Here is an 18,870-nt window from a genome sequence, read left to right as displayed (position 1 = left end):
AGCGCAACAGCATGATTGGCGAGTTGCTGCCACATCGCTGGACGCCGCCAACCGCGTCACCCTGACTGTCACCACCACTGCAGGGCCGCGGTCAATATGGGTTTGCCGCGCGCTTACATAGCAACTCACCCAAGCATTGCTGACTGGTGCACTGACGTGACCCGACTGGATTAATTCAAGCCGCCCTTAAGTAGTTCTGGATGTTTAGGCAAACCCAGAGCTTTGGGAAACAGGGTCATACCAAGCTGGCAAGTTTGTAACGCATTTAAGCGTTTACCCCTTGGTTTACCCCTTGGCTTTAGAAAGAAGAAAGGACTTAGTGTCTTTCGACGCTAAGTCCTTGATTCATATGGTCGTGTGAAACCGCTCTAATGATGCCTTGCAGCCCTCATGGATGCTTGTGCTATCATTTTTAACAACCGTTATGTTCCCCGATTTGTTCCCCGGTTTTTTTCTCGATACCTCGAGAATCTACGAAGTTTGCCGTACAGCTAACACTTTATCGCGTGTACAGTATACAAGCGATGTCACCCATTTGTAGTAGCACGTGGATTTGAGGTCCAAGGTTCAGTCTTGAGGGGGCTTGGGTCAAGCGACTCACCTCAAGACTGAAGGAAAATAGGTCAATATAATATATATTAATATATGATATTGCTTCCTATACCATCAGCCCAGAACGCAATGATCCTCGCCAACCTGCTCGAAAAAAACCGTTACAAGGTCATGCGCCGTATGGCTTTGTGGGAGGGACGTCTGAGCCGCGGCCGGTTGATGAACGCTTTAGGCCTCAGCGGCATCCGTGTGAGCCAACTGCTCAGGGAGGTCCGAGAAGAAACCCCCGATTGGTTTCAATGGGACAGCAAGAGCAAATCCTACTTTGTTACCCCTGCCGCGTACAGTAATGTTCTGTCTGAACTCAAAGCTGGAACTTCGGACCTGAACCTAGCAGCTTATTTGGCGGAGGCGGACATACACGCTGACCTCGAACCAGGTGCGGGTCCGATCACAGTGGCGCCGTGGGGTTTCTCTCATGTCAACCCCAATACCTTCTCCCGCATCCGTCTGTCCATCGAGCAAGGCACGCGTCTGAAGCTGGAATACCGCTCCATGCGCACCCCCGAGCCGCACCCGCGCACCGTTGAGCCACACAGCTTGGTCCAAGCCGGCCGGCGCTGGCACATGCGCGGCTACAGCCTTGAGACAGGTGACTTTCGGGATTTCGTGCTGGGACGAATTGCGAAGCTCTCCATGCTGGACCAGAAGGCCGAATCCTCAGCCGCAGAGGACACCAAGTGGAACGCTGTTGTGAAGGTGCGCATACAGGCGCATCCCAAACTCACTCCCGGTCAGCAGGACCTGGTGCGCAGCGAGTATTTCGACGGGACTGCGGCGCGTGTTCACAGTTGCCGCGGCGCCCTGCTACCCTACCTTGTCCAGGAGCTAAGACTGGCTTTGGACCTTGAAAAGGAATTGCCACCTGAGTACCAACTGGCGGTTGAGAACGTCGAGGAAGTACGCAAATGGCTGTTCCCAGCTTAACCCCCGCTTCCATGGCACTCTTCCAGCGTATACCGGAGCGCCTCTTCGGGCCCCTGGCATCGCAAAACCGCCATGGCTACTGGGCGCTGCTGTGCCATCTGCACCGCCGACGTTTCGGCCCCGATGCGCCCCTACCACCCAGCTACGGCTTTCTGCAACGCGAGATCACGCAGGAGATCGAAGATCACCTCAAATACGCCGACGAATGGCAGCCCGAGTCCGGCGATCAGCCCGATACGCCCTTGAACATCCGAGCCATTAGCGTCTACAACCGCTTGGTCGACGCGGGCTGGTTTCGTATGGAGAAGTACGGCATCGAAAAAACCGTCAACATGGCGCCAGCCGTGGGCCAACTGCTGACCCAGCTGATCAACTTCGCCGAAACTGGTCCCGTGTTCGTTTCGGGCAAGATCCGCGCAATCGATGCATCAGTGGCCCAGGTACACAAGGGCGAAGCCAGCGGCGACCTGCTGCGGGAGGCGGCCGAACAGTGTCGAAACCTGTTGGTCTACATCCGCAACACCGGCACCAATGTGCGCGACCTGATGGCAACCATAGGCGCGCAACCCACCACGGCCCAGTACGTTCGGTCCTTTTTTACCTCGTATATCCAAGAAGTTTTTATTGGGGACTATCAGGAACTGCGCACCCGGGAACACCCCTTGTCCAAGCGCCAGCAAATCCTGGACGCTGTCACAGACATCGACACCCAGCCAGAGCAGCGCAGCCGCTTGCTGGACTGGTATGTGAACCGCCTCTCCAGCGGGGATGCTAAAAAAGGCCAGGCCGCATTCCAGCGCGACCTTCAGCGCTTGTACGAGCTCGACCGGATCGAAGAGTACCTGGAGCGTCTAGACGAAGAGATCCGCGTTGCCAACCGGCGCGCATTGGCCTTCCTGGAATACAAGTTGCGCGCGATCCGCCCCATCGACAACCTGCTCCGGCAGACCATGGACCGCTTGATTGCCAATCCCGACATCGACGTCGCCCCCGTGTTCCCGCCTGATGCCCTGATGGGAGGCGCACGTCTAGCCCAGCCACGCAAGGAGGTGCCGCGGCTGGCGCCTACGCCCCTGCGCCAAGTGATCATCTCCGATCGGACGCGCGCAATTGGCAATCTGGTGCGCCGCGCCCAGGAGCGCAGGTCCATCACTCCCATGAAATTGCGCGCCTATGCCGAGAAAGTTCTGCAGGACACGGCCGCCGCCGGCAGCGAAGCCTTGCCTTGCGGGTCCATTGAGGATTTGCGCGCCTTCCAGGCCCTGACCAGCGTGGCCATGGCCACCAACTCCAGGATTCCCAGGCTTGAAATGGAAGGCCGGGCATCGGCCCCGGGCATGGAGCTGCGCTACACCGGCGACGAAGCCACCGAGCACCCGTATTTGGGCGGCAAGCCGTTCACACTGAGCTGGCGCAAACGCCAGACTAAAAACAGGGAGATCAAATGAGCAACCCAAGGGATTGGGAGGATCTGGCCAGTCGGCTGGATGGCATCTATACCGTCGAAGACTTCGAGACTGCCGCCTACCGCCTGGTGGCCGAACAGGTGATCTACCACTCCGACCGCAGCAGCCGGGTGACCTATGCCATCCTGGACCTTTACGAGCGCGAGTTCGCCAAGGTCCTGGCCCCGCTGGGGGTGTCACTTTCGATTAACCGGCAGCTGCGCTATGTCACCGCACTGCCGCGGCACGCAAAGGCCGGTACCGCGACCGTGGCCCAGACGCTGTTTGCATTGGTTCTGCGCGGCCTGTACGACGAAGGCGTGCGTGCGGGGGGGCTCACCGAAGACGGCGAGGTTCTGTGCGACTACATCGAGCTGCAGGAGAAGTTCCACCTGATGACCGGGCGCGACCTGCCCACCCGCGGCGAACTCGACACGCTACTACGCTCCGCAAAGCGCTGGGGCATTGCCCGGCGCCTGGAGGACGATGACAGCGGCCACCTCACCCCCCTGCAGGAGCAATCTGCCGGCGGCGTGGCCATCCGACCGGCCATCGTTGACGTGCTGGGCGAGACTGCCTTGATGCGGCTGGCACAGTGGGGCGCAGCCAAAGATGAGGTGCAAGCAGATGGTGCCGCCGGCGAGCTTGTAGCGATCGAGGATAACCAGGGGATCAACGATGAAGCGGCTTGAAAGCGTCAAACTGGTGCAGTTCCTGTTGTACGAGCAGCAGGAATTCCGCCTAGAAGAAATCACGGGTCTGTTCGGCCGCAACGGCAGCGGCAAGAGCTCGGCGCTCGATGCCGTGCAGATCGCCATGATGGGCGCCAACAAAAATCAGATGCACTTCAATGCACAGGCCGACAACAAATCTCACCAGCAAAGCCGCACCCTACGCTCTTACTGTCTTGGGCAGTACGGCGACACCATTGAACAGAGCGCTCGGCAGCAGGCCACCACCTACATCACGCTGGTCTGGCGCGACACCGAGACCAAGGAGCCGGTTTCCATGGGTGTGTGCATTGAGGCCTCGCTGAGCAACGAGGCGGAGAAGGTTCTGGGGCGCTATGTCATCCGCGGCGTGGAGCTGAGCATGTCCGAGCACCTGCAGACGGTGGACGGCGCCACCATGCCGCTGCCCTGGAGTAGTTTCCGCCACCGGCTGCTGGAGCAATCCAAGGTCACCGGTGAGGAGCCGCTGTTCGACGATGGCGCCAGCTACGTTAAGCAGGTGCTGTTCATGCTGCGTGGCAAGGCGGGCCCAGCGTCCTACGACGCGTTTGCGCGCGCCTTCCGCTTTGCGTTGCGAATGAGCTTTTCCAAGTCGGTGGACCAGATTGTTCGCAATGATGTGCTGGAAGACCGACCGACCAATATTGCCCGGTTCAAGCAACTGGTGGAGACCTTCAAGCGGATCAACCTCCTGGTCGAGGGGGTCGAGTTAAAAATCAAGCAAGGCCAGGAGGTCAGCAAGAACTTTGACGCGGCACTGGCCGAGGCTCGAAAATCCGCCACGTGGACCGGACTGCAGGCCTCTGCGACGTACGAGCTCAGCAATGCGGCCCACGAGAAGCTGACGGGTGACAAGTTTGCTCAGGAAGCTGTGCTCGAAGAATGCACCAAGGCCAGCACCAAAGCCGATCAGGCGCTGGCAGCATGGGCGCTCGAAGAAGGACGGTTGACTGGCCTTCAGCGTGCCCATGCGGACCATGCCGAGAATGCAGGGGCCCAGCAGGACTTGGGGCAGGCGCAAGCAAAAACCGCCCGCCAGGAAGAAGTCCTGAAGGCGGAACTCCGCAGCTTCCGGCAGCTGCTCCAAAATGCCAGTTCCAACGACCTGCTGACCCAGTGGCAGCCCGCGCTTGCGCAGGCCGCTCAGCAGCTTGGCGCGTTCTCATGGGAGCAGAACCGGATCGACCAGGATGCGCTGGGGAAAATCATCCAGGACCTTGGAGAAACGCTAAAGGCCGCTGGTGCGCACCTGAATGAGGAGCACGACGTCGTTAAGGAGCAGCTTCGGATCGCCACAGAACGGCTCTCGACGGTCAAACTGGGCATGGAGCGCGCCAACACCAACCGCGCGCAGGTCAGTGAATCGACGGCCCGGCTGATGCATGAGTTCGCGGACCACGGATTGCATCCCACCCCGGTCTGCGATCTGGTGAAGGTGACCGAGCCCAAATGGCAGCCAGCAATCGAAGCCTACTTGGCCAAGAACGTGGAAGCCATTCTGCTGCGGGACTCGGAGGAGGAACAAAAAGCCTTTGGCATCTACCAGGCATTGCAGGGCAAACGGAGCATCTACGGCGTCAAAATTGTGCGCTCGGACAAAGCGCGGCCTGGGCAGAGCCAGCCAGCAGCCGACACGGTGGCCAGCCTGATTCAGGGCAGCAACCAGGTGGCCGTGGCCTACCTGCGCGGCAAGCTGGGCAATCTCAAGCGCGCCAATACCGCCCAGGAGGCGCTGCGGGGCGAACGGACACTTACCCTGGATGGCATGCTGGTAGGTCCCGGGGACTTCGAGCGGTTGCGCCTGGTGCCGGAGGCGGACCTGCAGATCGGCGCCGGCGCCAAAGGCCAGGTCGACGGTCTCAGGGTTGAATCCCGTGACTTGAACCAAAAAGTTGCCGACCTTCAAGGGCGTCAAGGCGACATTGATCGGATCCGCAAGGCCGTGCAGAGCTTGTCGTCGCCGGAGTCACTCCGCCTACTGCTTGGATCTGCAGGCCAGCTGAGCGAAGCGCTCACCGAAAGAGACCTCGCCCAACAACGTATTGCTGGCAGCACCAGTGCCGAATACCAAGCGCTGTGCGCCAAGCTACAGGCACTGCAGGCGCGCAAGTCTCTGCTGGACACAGATTCTCGCAATGCCCGTGATGCCGTTGTACGGGCCCAGATGGAACTGGAGAGATTGACAAAGGAATGCGCGGCCAAGCTGCTGGAGCTCCAGAGAAAACGGACGGTGCACGAAACCTGCCGTGGCCATGCAGACTATGACCCGGAATACGCTTCCGATCGCTGGGACGCGCTGCTGGAGCAACACGGCGACAACTACCAAGCAATGGCCGACCAGTGCGAATCGCAGTCCAAGCGCTGCAACACCGCCATGGCGCGTCACCTGGGCCCGGCCCAGACGCTGCTAGGGACCTTCCTGACTGAGCACCGCGAAGCTGTCAGCGATGAGGTGATGTCTGACTGGCGCAAGTCCAAAGCATGGATGGAGCAGCAAGTCAGCAGGCTCCAAACCACGGAGCTGCCCCAGTACAAGGACCAGGCGCAGGAAGCCTACCTTGCATCGCAGAACACCTTCCGCCAGGACGTGGCGCTGGCCCTGCACGCCAACCTCAAGTACCAGACCACCACCTTCAAGCGCTTAAATGATGCGCTCAAGGCCTCCCCCGCCTTCACCAATGGAGAGCGGTACCAGTTCCAGGCCAAAGTCCGTCCAGACCTGATGCCGCTGAAGAAGTTCATCGAGAACATTGCCGACTTTGGTGCCGACGGCGGATTGTTTGGTGAGCCCGGGGAAATCCCTGCCCAGTTCGCGGAGCTGCTGCGCGAGAAGACCACCACCGGCAATGCCGCGGTCAAGAGCCCGCTGGATGACTACCGGGAATTCTTTGAGTTCGACATCGAGATTGAGACCGACGACCCCGTCACCGGTGTCACCAAGACCATCGGACACCTGAGCAAGCGCATTGGCCCGGGTTCCGGTGGCGAGCACCGCGCGCCGCTGTACGTGATCGCCGGCGCCGCCCTGTCCTCGGCCTACCGCATGGATGAGAACAACCAGGACGGTTTGCGGCTCATCCTATTGGACGAAGCCTTCGACAAAATGGACACGCCCAACATCGTGGCTACCATGCGCTACCTCGAAAAACTCGGCCTGCAGGTGCTTCTTGCCAGCCCGGGCGAGAACCTGCCCACGCTTACTGCGTTCCTGCACAGCTACTTCGAGATCATGAAGGACGAAACCCGCCATGTGATCCAGGTCGAAGGACGCCGGGTCAGCGAAGCCATGCGGGAGCAGTTCCGCGAGGACATGTGGGAATACCACCCTGAGCTGCTGGAGGCGGAGTTGTTGGCCGTGCGCCAGGAGCCAATCGCGCGGCCTGCTGCTGCCACGTCATGAGCACAAGCGCCATCGCCAGGGACTTGCTTGCGAAGCTGCTGGAGGCTGGTAACAAGCACGCCGCAGGTGCCCGTGCGCGCCCACCTGCACTGACGGCCACGCATTTGAAGCCCTACAGCGAACTCCGGAGCTGGCAACACAAACAGGAATGCGATGAAACCTTTTTGGCCGCGCGCGACGCAGGAGCCGTCACCCTGCAGCGCGACAAGCTGAATCCGAAGGATGGCTTGATTCAGCGCATCGACCTGGTAGACGTACAGACGTTGGCCAGCTTTCTGGGGCGCAGCACCTATGCGGACCAGCTGGCCCAGACGGTTGCCCAATTGGAGTCAATGAAGGCTGACTTCCCTGTAATCCAAGAGGTGATTAGTCGCTGGACCAGCATGGCCAAAGTGCGCGGGCTGGGTCCGCAGGACGCCGGCGCATGGATTGATGCGGCCAAGACCATTCATGCGTGCGCAGCGCGTCGCCAGGACGCGATTGCCGCACCGGTTAGGGAATTCAGTGCGCGGTTGTTTCTCGACAGCAAGCGAATTGAAGCCGTGACATCCCAACTCGACGTCCTGCTGAGTGGCGGTATCGAGGAGAGCCCAAGGGCTGCTGCCCAGGTGTGGCAGGAGCTGGGGTTGTTCCGGGAAGAGCATCCTGTGCTGCTGGCCGGCCACGTACAAATTGCACGGGTTCGTTCCACCGGACTGATTGACGCTCCCTACATCGGGTTACCAGCTCCGACCATTCAAGGTGTGGCCAGCGAAATCAAGGAAGTGATCACGATCGAAAATAAAACCACCTTTCATAGTGAGGCAAAGCGCCGGCAAGACGAACAAGTGCTGTTGATCTACACAGCGGGTATGCCTTCACCAGCCTGGCGGGCGATGTATGGGCGCCTGCTGAGGAGCCTGACGCCGAACACGCCGATTCGTCACTGGGGTGACGTTGACGAAGGAGGGTTCCGAATCGCCTCCACGATCGCAGTTGTAGCCAGGGCGGAAGGGTTTGCCCTTCAGCCTCACGGCATGTCTCCTCAGGATGTGCCCTTAGATATGCGGGTTAAGGCATCTGCAAGAACATTGGAGCGTATTCACCACTTCGCCTGCGCAGCAGGATGGTCGGAATTGGGCCAGGCGATGCGCGAAGCAAAGTTTGTTGCCGAGCAGGAGGCTTTGGGTCGGCTGTAAAAGGTTACTCACCAAAAGAACTATGACTACCGTTATGCAAGGTCAGCTCAACATGCAAAAGATCAAATAGAGAAGATCGAAAAATGTGGTACCCCAGCACGTTCGCGTTTAAGGCGGCGAGCAGGCAATGGTCGCCGAAGTTCAACAACAAAGTAATGGCAATTCAAATACCCCATTGACGGCATAAGTCAGCAAGTCATGCACGTAAATCCGGGTGCACCGAGACTTTCATTGCGATACCTTGCCATGCACGACTTCACCGTGCTGGCGGTGTCCATGACCGTCGTATCTCCAGAATCACAGGCAGATCCGGACTTGCGAATTCGTAATCATCAAGACGGTCGAGACTGCACCAGGCAAATTCAGTGTGAGATGTCAGTCGAATATCGCCCATAAACTCTGCTATCCAATAGCAATCTAAAGAAATGGTGCGTTGGCCAACAACCGTGTCGAAAGCCCCGATTCGACCACCGACCACGACATCTAGATTGAGCTCCTCTTTGAGCTCTCTTGTCAGAGCAATGTGCGGCTCCTCAGCTAATTCGACCTTCCCTCCCGGAAACTCCCACATGCCACCGGCAGCACCACCTGGATTGCGGCGAGCGATGAAGACGGCATTGCCGCCCACCAAGACGCCGGCAACAACAGAGATCACTGGTGAAGACATATCGAGATTCTAGATAACCCAATGCCTTCATAATGAATTCCAACAACAATTGGACTTCAGGGAGAGACCCATGGTTATGGCGTTTGACAAGGGTCCATCGGGCCGGATACGTGGCCTGCGAGAGCTTCTCACCAGCTTGAGTGAGGATGATGTACTGCAGGCCCTGCAATCATTCTCACCATCAGAAGCGCAGGAGCTTGGATATGGTGCCTCGACTGATTACGACCTGATATTTGAGGACCGTGCTTATCCGCCTAAGGCGATTTTTGGGTACGCTGCTCGGCGCATTGCCGGACGTCCACTCACTGCAGATGAATTTTCTGGGGGTGACGCCTCTCCACACAATGCGTCCTTCCCGCTGCATGCTGCGAGCCACCAGTTCCACCAGGTTTTCATGGTGGGAGCGTGCCTGGCGGTTTTGATCTGCGGTCTGGGCCACATGGCGCATTCCAGCCTCGGTTAGCCGCACGATCGCGTGCCCTGTGGGCTCCACCACCTGCTCTAGCAGTCCCGCAGCCAGTAGTTCAATCTCCACCAGGTCCTGGTATGGCCACCCCGCCGAGCGGTACACCTCTCGCAGCCGCTTGGCGTGTACGCGCTTGAGTCCGGGTATCGACGGTAGTGTTTCCATGTTCACGCCCGCGCCACCGGCATATCCGCTACACAGGTGGTGTACCCCGGCGTCCTGCGCTCCTGCTTCATCGTCCAGGTCCGCCTATTGCCGGCAAGGCCGGCACTGGCAATCTTCATGGTCCCCTTGCCGTACCGCAGGTTGAGGGTGTCAAGGGCTGCCATCAATCGGGTCGTATCGGCCTCGCCGTCGTCTTCCAGATCGAGCTCCTGTTGTTGCACCGTGTCGGGCTGAAGGTCGAGCACCATCACCCCGGCATTGGCGTACTTGAATCCACTGCGGTAGATCGCGTCTAGGCCCATCAGCGCCGCCTGCACGATCAATGCGGTGTCCGCGGTGGGCCTGCGCAGCGGAACGATCAGGGATCGGCTGTATTGCGCATCCGGCCGGAACGGGCTGGTCCGAATGAACACCAGTACTTGCGATGCCTGGCTGCGCTGCTTGCGCATCTTCTCCGCAGCGCGGCTGGCGAACTCCGTCACAGCTTCCTGAAGGAATTCGAGTGCTGTCACGGCTCGTCCGAAGGACCGGGTGCAGGCGATCTCCTTCTTGGCGGCTGGTGTGTGGTCCAGATCAATGCAGGGGGTGCCTTTGAGTTCCCGCACGGTGCGCTCCAGAACCACTGACCAGCCGCGCCGCAGCGTGGCGGAGTCCAGTTCGATCAGGTCCTGGACGGTATGAATACCCCCGTCATTGAGCTGCTTGCTGATGCGCCGACCAATGCCCCACACCTCGCCAACCGCAGTGGCTGCGAATGTTTCCCTCAACTCTTGTGGCGACATGGCAGCCAGGTTACAAACCTGGGCCAGTTTGTCGGGGTAGCTGCCAGGTTTGCGCTCTGCATTCTTGGCAATGTGGTTCGCCAGCTTGGCCAGGGTCTTGGTCGAGCCGATACCGACACAACAGGGAATCCCCACCCACTGCAGGATGCGGTCCCTGATCTTGTGGCTGCGCTCCACCAGGTCACCACGCAATCCGATCAGGTCAATGAAGGATTCGTCAATGGAATAGATTTCCTGTGCAGGACCCAGCCCCGCCGCCAGGCTCATCATCCTGTCCGACATATCGCCGTAGAGCGCAAAGTTGGCGGAGAGCGCCACCAGCCCGGCTTCGTCTTCTAGATGCCGGATCTTGAACCAGGGGGCACCCATCGCAATGCCCAGGGCCTTGGCTTCATTGCTTCGTGCAATCGCACAACCATCGTTGTTGGACAGCACCACGACCGGGCGGCCATTCAGGCTGGGCCGGAACACACGCTCGCAGCTCACATAGAAGTTGTTGCCATCGACCAGGGCGTACATAAGAATGCTTAAGGGCTCAGGTCAAAAACTGTTTGACGCTTCCCGTCACCACGCCCCAGACTTCGATCGTTTGCCCCTCCTTGGGAACGATCTCCGCAAACGTAGGGTGGGCCGCCTTGAGCTTGATGCGGCCTGCACGCTGGTACAACTGCTTGACGGTGAAGTCCCCATCCACGATAGCCACCACGATGTGGTTATGGCGGGGCTTGATGGCACGGTCCACAATCAGAATGTCGTTGTCAAAGATGCCCACCTCCACCATGGAATGGCCGCTGGCCCGCAGAAAGTAGGTGGCCTGGGAATGCTTGATGAGCAGTTCAGTCAGATCAATCCGTTGTGCCCCCAGGTCTTCGGCCGGCGACGGAAAACCAGCGCACACCCGGTTCTTCAGAAGCAAACCCTGAAGCGGAACCGTAGAGACCGGCACCGGAAGCTGACTGGAAATAATACTGTTCATACGTACAGTATAGTGATGGGAGCGCAAAAGTCACCATCCGATTACGATTTAACCCATCATGTGCAGCCATTACCAAGCCGTCAAAGAATCCGAACGGTACATCCGGGCGTTCGGTGTCGCCCCTCCGCTGGAGCCTGGCAAGCTCGACCTGTGGCCCGGCTACATGGGCAGTTTCATTCGCCGTCATCCCCATGCTGATGTGGGCGATGAGGCAGTGCCGCCCCTGGAAAGCGTCAGTGGCATGTTCGGCCTGGTGCCGCACTGGGCGACAGATACCAAGATTGCCCGCCAGACCTACAACGCCCGCAGTGAAACCGTAGCGGAGAAGCCCAGCTTTAGGGATGCCTGGAAGCGGGCGCAGCACTGCATCATCCCGGCGCAGGCCATTTACGAGCCAGACTGGCGCAGCGGCAAAGCGATCGCCACCCGAATTGAACGTGTAGATGGGGAACCCATGGGGATTGCCGGGTTGTGGGCCTCCTGGAAGTCACCCAAGGGGGAGTTGCTGCACAGTTACACCATGCTCACGATCAATGCCGATGGCCATGCGCTGATGGAGAACTTCCATAAACCAACAGATGAAAAGCGGATGGTGGTCATTCTTCCCCAGGAGCGTTACAGCGACTGGTTGAACGCACCTGAGACATCCAGCATGCAGTTCATGCAACCGTATCCTGTAGAACTCTGCGTTCGAGCTTCAGAACCTGCTCCACGGCAAGCATCTCTTCCCATGTAGGCAACGGATGCGGCAAGTCCCGGCATCCCCCACCCTGAAAGCCACGCCACTGTGAAAACTACCTCCGTCCTCTTTGTCTGCATGGGCAACATCTGCAGGAGCCCTACCGCCCACGGCGTGTTCCGCCACAAGGTGCAGTCCTTGGGGCTCGATAAATTGGTGACGGTGGACTCTGCAGGTACTCACAACTACCACCCGGGCAGTCCACCTGATGAGCGATCCCAGGGGCATGCGGCGAAACGAGGTTATGACTTGTCAGATCTGCGTGCACGGCAGATCAGGGACTCTGACTTTGACGCGTTTGATCACATCCTGGTGATGGATTGGGACAACCTGGCGCTGGTGCAAGACATCTGCCCGCCCCGGCACATGCCCAAGGTCAGACGCTTCACCGAGTTCTGCCAGGCGTTTGACAGACCAGTCGTGCCCGATCCCTACTATGGCGGTGCCAACGGTTTTGAAGAGGTGCTGGATCTGGTGGAAGACGCGAGTGATGGATTTATCCTGTATCTTCAGAACGGCAAACTTAGATGAACAGTGATCGCTTGAGCGCCCTACTAACCCGCTACCTGGGCGGTACACGACCGCAACGCAAACCAGTCTCGGTCGAGCAGAGAGCGAGAGATCTGATCACTGCCATGGATGCCGGTGGCTTGCCGCTCAACCCCTTCATCGTGAACGACATCGCACGGCAGTTGGGACTGGAGGTCGCTGCCGACGCCCAGATGGGTCACACGATTGTGGAAATCCGCAAGTCTCTGGAGAGTCGATAGCGCGTGGCAACCGGACTTCAAAAACTCTTCGTTGTAGCCATGCTGGGGCTGATCACAGGGCACGCATGACGCCTGCGTATATTGAGGAATACACGCCGGCGATGTTGTATCTGTTAGCACTGGCTGGAGCGCGAGTGGCTGAGGTTTTGAATCTGTTCACAAGCAAGCACTCTGACAAACGCTAATGGTCAACAACCGACCCATTGCGGAATTCCATCTATACAGATTCATTGCCTCAAAGCCGCCGTTCATAGATGACGGGCCTGCATCGATACCACGAGACTGTAATGCAGCGGAAGCGGTTGGTCATTGGGATCGGCGAGAAAGACAGCTCACGGCCAGGACCGGACGCTCTCGTCGGTCAGCTTGCCGGGCGGTCATCTAGCCGCCCGACGACAGTTCGGCTACAGACGTGCGCGATCCTGCAGATCTTTGTTCGCACGCCAGCTCGCAGTAGGCTAGTAGATCGCACCCCTGCCCTCCACAGGCAATTTCTAAACAGCCCTCACGCCCTGCTGAGTCGTAGGCGAGGGGTAGGCAGTAGCAAGCCCTCCGAAGGCCTAACGGTCTGCCTTAGCCGTAGGCTTTGAGATCACACTTCAGGGATGGCTGCACATCGTGCAGCATGCCAAGTGAAAAGCGGTGCAATTTGAGGATAGTATTCCCAGTTCCAACTTCCCCACCTTTGCCATGCATGAGACCTCCAACCCCATCGTCATTGACCTTAACAGCAGCAACCACAGCCAACCCGTCGCTGAAGGCTCGCAGCTAATTCAACGAATGGCTTACGAGAATTTGCTCAGCAAGCTGAATAAAGACATCAAGCAGGCGCAAGATTTTGCTAAGACCACGCCCAAGCACAGAAGCGTTGACGATGATGGTCACCCCCTTGGCAGTGGGTTGACCTATTTCATCGATGGCACGCGTGGGGCGGGCAAGTCGACATTCCTGCGCTATGCCTACCAAAACCTGGGCAATCAAGATAAAGGTGAAAGGCAAAACCAGAAAAACGACGCGAAGAGCAGCCGCTCTGTCAACGTCCTGCCGCTGATGTATCTGGATCCAAGCCGCATCGAGTCCAGCGAACACGTCCTGCTGCACATCTTGAAGCGGCTGAAGCAGCTGAAGCAGCTGTCTAAATGCTGCCAGGATAGAAGTGCGTCTGGCGAGCGCGAGCAGGAAAATTTCAGGAAATCTTTCCAGGATCTTGCCGGTGGCCTGCATGTATTGAGCGGCAACAAGACAGGCCTTGACGATCTGGATGCTGAACTGTTCCTAGACCACGGCCTGGAACGGGCCGCAGACAGTCAGCAGTTACGCAGCAAGCTCCATAGCGTCATCGACTCCGTTTGCAAGATGTATGGTGCGGACGCGCTGGTTTTGGCCATTGACGACGCTGACACTAAGGCTGAACTGGCTATGGAGGTGCTGGAGTGTCTTCGCAAGTATCTCGATACGCCGCAGGTTGTTGCCCTTGTCACGGGTGATCTTGAGATGTACTCGCTGTTGGTGCAAAACCATTTCCAGAAAGACTTCGCCAGCGAAGACAAGGGCTTGAATGCGGACCGCCGCAAACAGCAGGATCGCATGGTGGAACATCTGGAGGATCAGTACCTCCTCAAGCTCTTTCCTATTCAACAACGGGTTCAGTTGAAGACCCTTCATACCTTGTCCGAGAGACAAGCGTATTCGGTCATCACGCCGGGTGTAGCTAGTGAGCAAACTCTTCACGGTGCTGTCGACCAAATCGCCATTCAGGGCCTGAAGCTCAGGTCCAAGGCTGACAAAACGCTTTTCCGCGAGCACGTGCTGAAGCTTCCGGTCCGGTCGGTGCTGCAACTCCTGTCGACGTATTACAAGTTGTCAGAGAGCGAAGCCGCCAAACCAACTGATGCAGCCAGCGAGGCGCTGCGAGCCTCCGCACTGAGCAGCCTTTACCGCCACGATGTCGATGTGGAGAGCATTGCCGAGGGTGACCTGCACGCCACCATTGAAGCGGCCTTCAACCTTAGTGTGCGCGATGGCGAGCCCGACACGGCCGTTTACCTCCGCCCGCAAGCACGAGATTCGTCACTGCGGAGCGCCTATGTCTCGCTGGCTGCGGACGTTGCCCGTCTGTGTGAGAACGATCCGGCGCGCGCCATTACCTACATGCTCGTCACCGCAGGCAGTAGCAACATTTTCCATTTGGTCGCCAAGAAGAGTGGCACTGCATCAGCCGGGGCAGAGGATGCGTTGGAACTTCAAAAAAGGATCAAGCAGTACCTTTCCGTAGGGCGCACGGACAATGCGCTGAATTGGTCCTGGCACGCCACGGCGGCCTTGATCGGCGCAAGTACGTCGAATGGCTGGGAGTTGCGACAGGGTATCGTCGGAGTGCGTACCGGTAGTAAAGGCGGTGCAAGGACATTTGACGGCCAGCTCAATGCAGCCTTGAATGGTCTGTCTGTTGATCAAGCCTATCCGGCAATTGCTTTCAGCCAGTCCGGTGTCAAGAGGTCGAATAACACACAGCGCTATTTGTCAATTTTCAATACGTTGGGGTTGATTGCCAATTTGCTCGAGTTGGACGTTTCGTCCGACCCGGATCTCAAGAAGTCAATTTCCGATAAGCTGAACAAGGTCAGAAATACACCGACAGTCTCGTTGCCGAATTGGTCGGATCTGATCTCTAGCGGAGGCGAAGACGAAAGCGAAAGCGAAAGCGAAAGCGAAAGCGAAAACGAAGGTGGCGGTGCCCGTGAAGATGTTAAAAAGGCTGAATCGCCTAAAGAAGTCGCTGAGCGTACTGCACTTGAATCGCTCGTGAATAGTGTTGAGCTATGGTTGAAGATTTGCGAACCGTTGAAAAAGTATTTCCATCCGTCGGCCGTCATGCTTGGGAAGATCTGGAATCGCCTGTACTTCAGTCTGGACAACATTTCATCCAATATGCGCGCAACCAACGCGACGCTCGAAAGTGAGCGTTGTGTCAAGGCCATGGAGTTGTTTTCTTGGGCGTTGATCAATGCCTGCCTGGTGGAGGAAGTGGACTATCACCATCGCGATTTAGGCTCTGCCGAGGGGGCTATAAATCGATCAAACCCACGCTCCTCGGGCGAGCCTGTGATCAGAAAATTCATCAGAGCTGATGATTCTAAAGACATTGACGTCACGCCCACCATTGCACCACTGACGTTCATGATTGCATCATGCCCGCTCCTGCTGGGGCTGATCAAAGATGGACAAAAGGGGCTCGCTAAGGATTTGACGATGCAGAACTTTGTCAAAGCCTTGGGGAGTAAACTCAAAATCGAGACCTCGGCTGAGTTGAAGCAGGACGTGATGTGCGACCAGCATACGTGGTCAATCCTCGGACAAACCACCGTCACAAGGTCCGGGGGTAGTCCGGCTGACACGAAGTCCGAAGCAAAGCCACGCATCAAGTCGGCAGGCAAGAAGCCTGAACAGGCGCAAGAAAATTGAGTAGACACATGGCCAGCGCGCTTGCTCCCCAGTTGGCCCTGCTGTGCTGCCGGACTCTGAGCAGTTCGTTGGTGCGTCAGCACCTGCTCAGCAGTGATTGGTCCGTTCCGCAAGACCGCCGCGACTTGCGGCAGCAGCTTTATCTCAGCAACCAGCGCTGGCAGGCCCGACTGCCTGATCACGTCTTCGATCTCGGATTTGAGGCGGCGCGGCAGCAAGGATTGACCGACGAAAATCTTGCTGACGCTGCTTTGCGCTTGCTGGCCGAACAGTTCCTGGAGGTGCAGCAAGGGCAGGTTCAGGTGAAGCTGGACCGCTTCGGCGAATGGCAGCAGAGCGTATTGAGCCGCGTCAGCAGCGTGCCCATCGTCGCGGCAATGCAAGCCTTGCATGTGAAGCGTGGAGGCCATCTGGCTGGGCATGATTCAGTCGAGGCGCTGATGGGCCGCAAGCGTGACCATGCCTTGCCCTGCCCGACGCCTAGGGACGGTGCGGTGGAGGACTACATCGGTCGGGAAGGTCTGCACGAAAGCCATATGCACCTGAATGGCAGCACTTTTGCAGAGCAATGCTGGTTGCGGGCGCTGGCCCACCCCAACCGTGAGGCTCGACTGTTCAGCGAGTTGTGGCGAGCATCTAAGCGCTCCTCGGCGGGCGATCGCGTGCAGGAGCTAGCTCGACTGCACGAGAGCGCGTTCGAGCCGGCGCAATTGCGCCGAGACCTGGTGTTGGCAGGTCGGCTGCGTGCCTGGCTGGTCTACGCGGCGCTGCGCCCAGGTGAGTTGCCCTTGAATGCACCCTGGCGCGCTGGTGATTTGCGCAGCTACGAAAGCGCTTGCATTGCTCCGGAGGTGAAGCGCCCCTACATGCTGAAGCATACTGGCCTAGCTGAGCAGCTGTCCGGTGAACTGGATTGGCTGACTCATCTGCTTTGTCAGCCTCAATTGTCGATCCGGGTTGCCCGCATGCTCCATTTGTACTTGTTGCTACAGCACCAGTACCGGGAGCTGATGGTTCAGGGCGAAGAACTGTACGGTTTCGACCAGTTCCAGAAGTACACCCTCACCGACCTTCGAACGCGGGCCGAGAGAAGCTATGTGCAACGGCTCTTGGACATGCACGGCCCTTATGAGCAGCGCAGCCACACCGCCTATATGGAAGGGCGCTTTACGCCAAAGGGTCGCTCTGTTGACAATGCGCGCTTGTTGCAGCAGATCCTCGGCGGCTACCTTGCCTATCTTCGGGACGGGCTGCAGGCCAACGACTCAGCGCATACACCCTCGCTGTCCAAAACTTTGCAGGAGCTGGACGAGGTGTGCACGGGGCCGAATGCCCGTTGGCCGCAGCGTCAGCAACTTGCCTTGGTGGCCCATTTCATCAAGCAACCATGGAAGCCGAGGCAGGGGCCCTACCGGTATTACAAACTTCGGTGCACGCTCGAATCACAAATGACCCATCTCCGCATCACCTTGCGGGATTACCCACGATTGCGCCGCTGGGTGCGTGGCGTGGATGGTGCGGCCAACGAACTGCACGCACCACCTGAGGTGTTCGCCAGCATATTTCGCCAAGCCGAACGACTTGGCCTCGGGCACCGCAGCTATCACGCTGGAGAAGACTTCCCCCATTTGCTGACAGGCCTGAGGCACATGCTGGACGCCATAGAGCTGCTGAACTTGCACAACGGTTCGCGCATTGGTCATGGTACTGCTTTGGGTATTGATCCGGCGCTGTGGCTGTCTCGTATGCCAGGGACTTTGCATTTGAGTCGCAGTGAGCGATTGCTGGATCTGCTGGCTGCTTGGCAGCTGCTGCGCGAGTTGCCGGATTGCTCTGCGCAGGCCTATCAAGCCGAGATGCAATTGAATGCCTTGCTACCGCATGTATTCCGTACCTCTGTCGCGGCCAATTTTTTTGAGCGTGCCATGAGGCTTCGGGGCTTGCACATGGGCTTTGTCAGCCAGTTGCAGCGGGACGAGAATTGGCAATGGGTAGACTCCTCGCTGGTTGATAGTCAGCGTGAAGAGGCTCGCTTGGTCAGCGAGGCTAGAGATCGGGATCCTGAGGCTTTCCAGTTGCTCTGGACTTGGCACAATGATCCAGAATTGATTGGGAGAAGCGAAGCATTGATGGAGATTGAAGCTCAGGACGCTTTGTTTACCCCGGCTGTCTACTTGCGTTTACAGCAAGCGCTGATGGCGCGAGTGGCAGACAGACGCGTCGTCATCGAAACGCTACCCAGCAGCAATGTGCGCATCAGTCAGTACGAGCGTTTTGAAGAGCATCACGTCATGCGCTGGATGGGAGTACCTGGTTTCATCAAACCCGGCGACGTACCCATCATGGTGTCGTTGGGATCAGACGATCCCGGCATCTTCGCGGGGAATTTGAAGGGTGAGTTCTACCAACTGTACGCAGTGCTGCGCAAGCATGGCCTGCTGGATACCGAAGCCCTGCGCCACGTGGCTGCCGTTAACGAACGTGGCCGGCAGTACCGATTTCACGACCCCGTGCTATGAGCTGTTGGGCACCTAGCACTGTTACTCA

General features: G+C 58.2%; 14 protein-coding genes. 11 read left to right on the top strand and 3 right to left on the bottom strand.

Features of this window, described 5'->3' with window-relative positions:
- The first annotated feature begins 681 nt into the window (after positions 1-681).
- The 5 genes from AC097W_RS05385 to AC097W_RS05365 are packed head-to-tail and all read left to right on the top strand — an operon-like array spanning position 682 to position 8,293.
- Positions 682-1,539 (top strand): WYL domain-containing protein, encoded by an 858-nt coding sequence (locus AC097W_RS05385; RefSeq protein WP_479601266.1) that lies wholly within the window; start codon positions 682-684, stop codon positions 1,537-1,539.
- Positions 1,521-2,987 carry a Wadjet anti-phage system protein JetA family protein gene (locus AC097W_RS05380; RefSeq protein ID WP_479601265.1) on the top strand — a complete coding sequence of 489 codons (1,467 nt, stop codon included), beginning with the start codon at positions 1,521-1,523 and terminating at the stop codon, positions 2,985-2,987. The genes AC097W_RS05385 and AC097W_RS05380 overlap by 19 nt, the downstream gene beginning before the upstream one ends.
- Positions 2,984-3,676 (top strand): DUF4194 domain-containing protein, encoded by a 693-nt coding sequence (locus tag AC097W_RS05375; protein WP_479601264.1) that lies wholly within the window; start codon positions 2,984-2,986, stop codon positions 3,674-3,676. The genes AC097W_RS05380 and AC097W_RS05375 overlap by 4 nt, the downstream gene beginning before the upstream one ends.
- Positions 3,663-7,115 carry an SbcC/MukB-like Walker B domain-containing protein gene (locus tag AC097W_RS05370; protein WP_479601263.1) on the top strand — a complete coding sequence of 1,151 codons (3,453 nt, stop codon included), beginning with the start codon at positions 3,663-3,665 and terminating at the stop codon, positions 7,113-7,115. Before AC097W_RS05375 ends, AC097W_RS05370 begins: the two co-directional genes overlap by 14 nt.
- The gene (locus tag AC097W_RS05365; protein WP_479601262.1) at positions 7,112-8,293 is read left to right on the top strand and encodes a Wadjet anti-phage system protein JetD domain-containing protein; all 1,182 of its coding nucleotides are present in this window, start codon (positions 7,112-7,114) and stop codon (positions 8,291-8,293) included. The genes AC097W_RS05370 and AC097W_RS05365 overlap by 4 nt, the downstream gene beginning before the upstream one ends.
- A 256-nt stretch (positions 8,294-8,549) precedes the next feature.
- On the opposite strand, the gene AC097W_RS05360 is transcribed toward AC097W_RS05365, so the two are convergent.
- Positions 8,550-8,960 carry a (deoxy)nucleoside triphosphate pyrophosphohydrolase gene (locus AC097W_RS05360; protein WP_479601261.1) on the bottom strand — a complete coding sequence of 137 codons (411 nt, stop codon included), beginning with the start codon at positions 8,958-8,960 and terminating at the stop codon, positions 8,550-8,552.
- Between the two features lie 70 nt (positions 8,961-9,030).
- Here AC097W_RS05360 and AC097W_RS05355 point away from each other — a divergent pair, with 70 nt between their 5' ends.
- Entirely contained in the window at positions 9,031-9,423 is a 393-nt protein-coding gene (locus tag AC097W_RS05355; RefSeq protein WP_479601260.1) for a ScoMcrA-related endonuclease, read from the top strand.
- A gap of 170 nt (positions 9,424-9,593) precedes the next feature.
- On the opposite strand, the gene AC097W_RS05350 is transcribed toward AC097W_RS05355, so the two are convergent.
- The gene (locus AC097W_RS05350) at positions 9,594-10,892 is read right to left on the bottom strand and encodes a Y-family DNA polymerase (protein WP_479601259.1); all 1,299 of its coding nucleotides are present in this window, start codon (positions 10,890-10,892) and stop codon (positions 9,594-9,596) included.
- A 16-nt stretch (positions 10,893-10,908) separates the two neighbouring features.
- Entirely contained in the window at positions 10,909-11,349 is a 441-nt protein-coding gene (locus AC097W_RS05345) for a LexA family protein (RefSeq protein ID WP_479601258.1), read from the bottom strand.
- A 58-nt stretch (positions 11,350-11,407) separates the two neighbouring features.
- Here AC097W_RS05345 and AC097W_RS05340 point away from each other — a divergent pair, with 58 nt between their 5' ends.
- The 5 genes from AC097W_RS05340 to AC097W_RS05320 all read left to right on the top strand — a co-directional run bounded on the left by AC097W_RS05340 (position 11,408) and on the right by AC097W_RS05320 (position 18,842).
- Positions 11,408-12,085 (top strand): SOS response-associated peptidase, encoded by a 678-nt coding sequence (locus tag AC097W_RS05340; protein WP_479601257.1) that lies wholly within the window; start codon positions 11,408-11,410, stop codon positions 12,083-12,085.
- A 51-nt stretch (positions 12,086-12,136) separates the two neighbouring features.
- Positions 12,137-12,619, top strand: coding sequence for a low molecular weight protein-tyrosine-phosphatase (locus AC097W_RS05335; RefSeq protein ID WP_479601256.1), 483 nt, complete (start codon positions 12,137-12,139; stop codon positions 12,617-12,619).
- A gap of 11 nt (positions 12,620-12,630) precedes the next feature.
- Positions 12,631-12,858: a hypothetical protein gene (locus AC097W_RS05330; protein WP_479601255.1), complete on the top strand. Its 228-nt coding sequence runs from the start codon at positions 12,631-12,633 to the stop codon at positions 12,856-12,858.
- Between the two features lie 690 nt (positions 12,859-13,548).
- Positions 13,549-16,323 (top strand): hypothetical protein, encoded by a 2,775-nt coding sequence (locus tag AC097W_RS05325; RefSeq protein WP_479601254.1) that lies wholly within the window; start codon positions 13,549-13,551, stop codon positions 16,321-16,323.
- 8 nt (positions 16,324-16,331) lie between these two features.
- Entirely contained in the window at positions 16,332-18,842 is a 2,511-nt protein-coding gene (locus tag AC097W_RS05320; protein ID WP_479601253.1) for a hypothetical protein, read from the top strand.
- Positions 18,843-18,870 lie beyond the last annotated feature (28 nt).

This window comes from Rhodoferax sp. GT1R46, from assembly GCF_056521285.1.
Note: the sequence above shows the minus strand (reverse complement) of the source record. Positions and strands in the feature narration are given on the sequence as shown.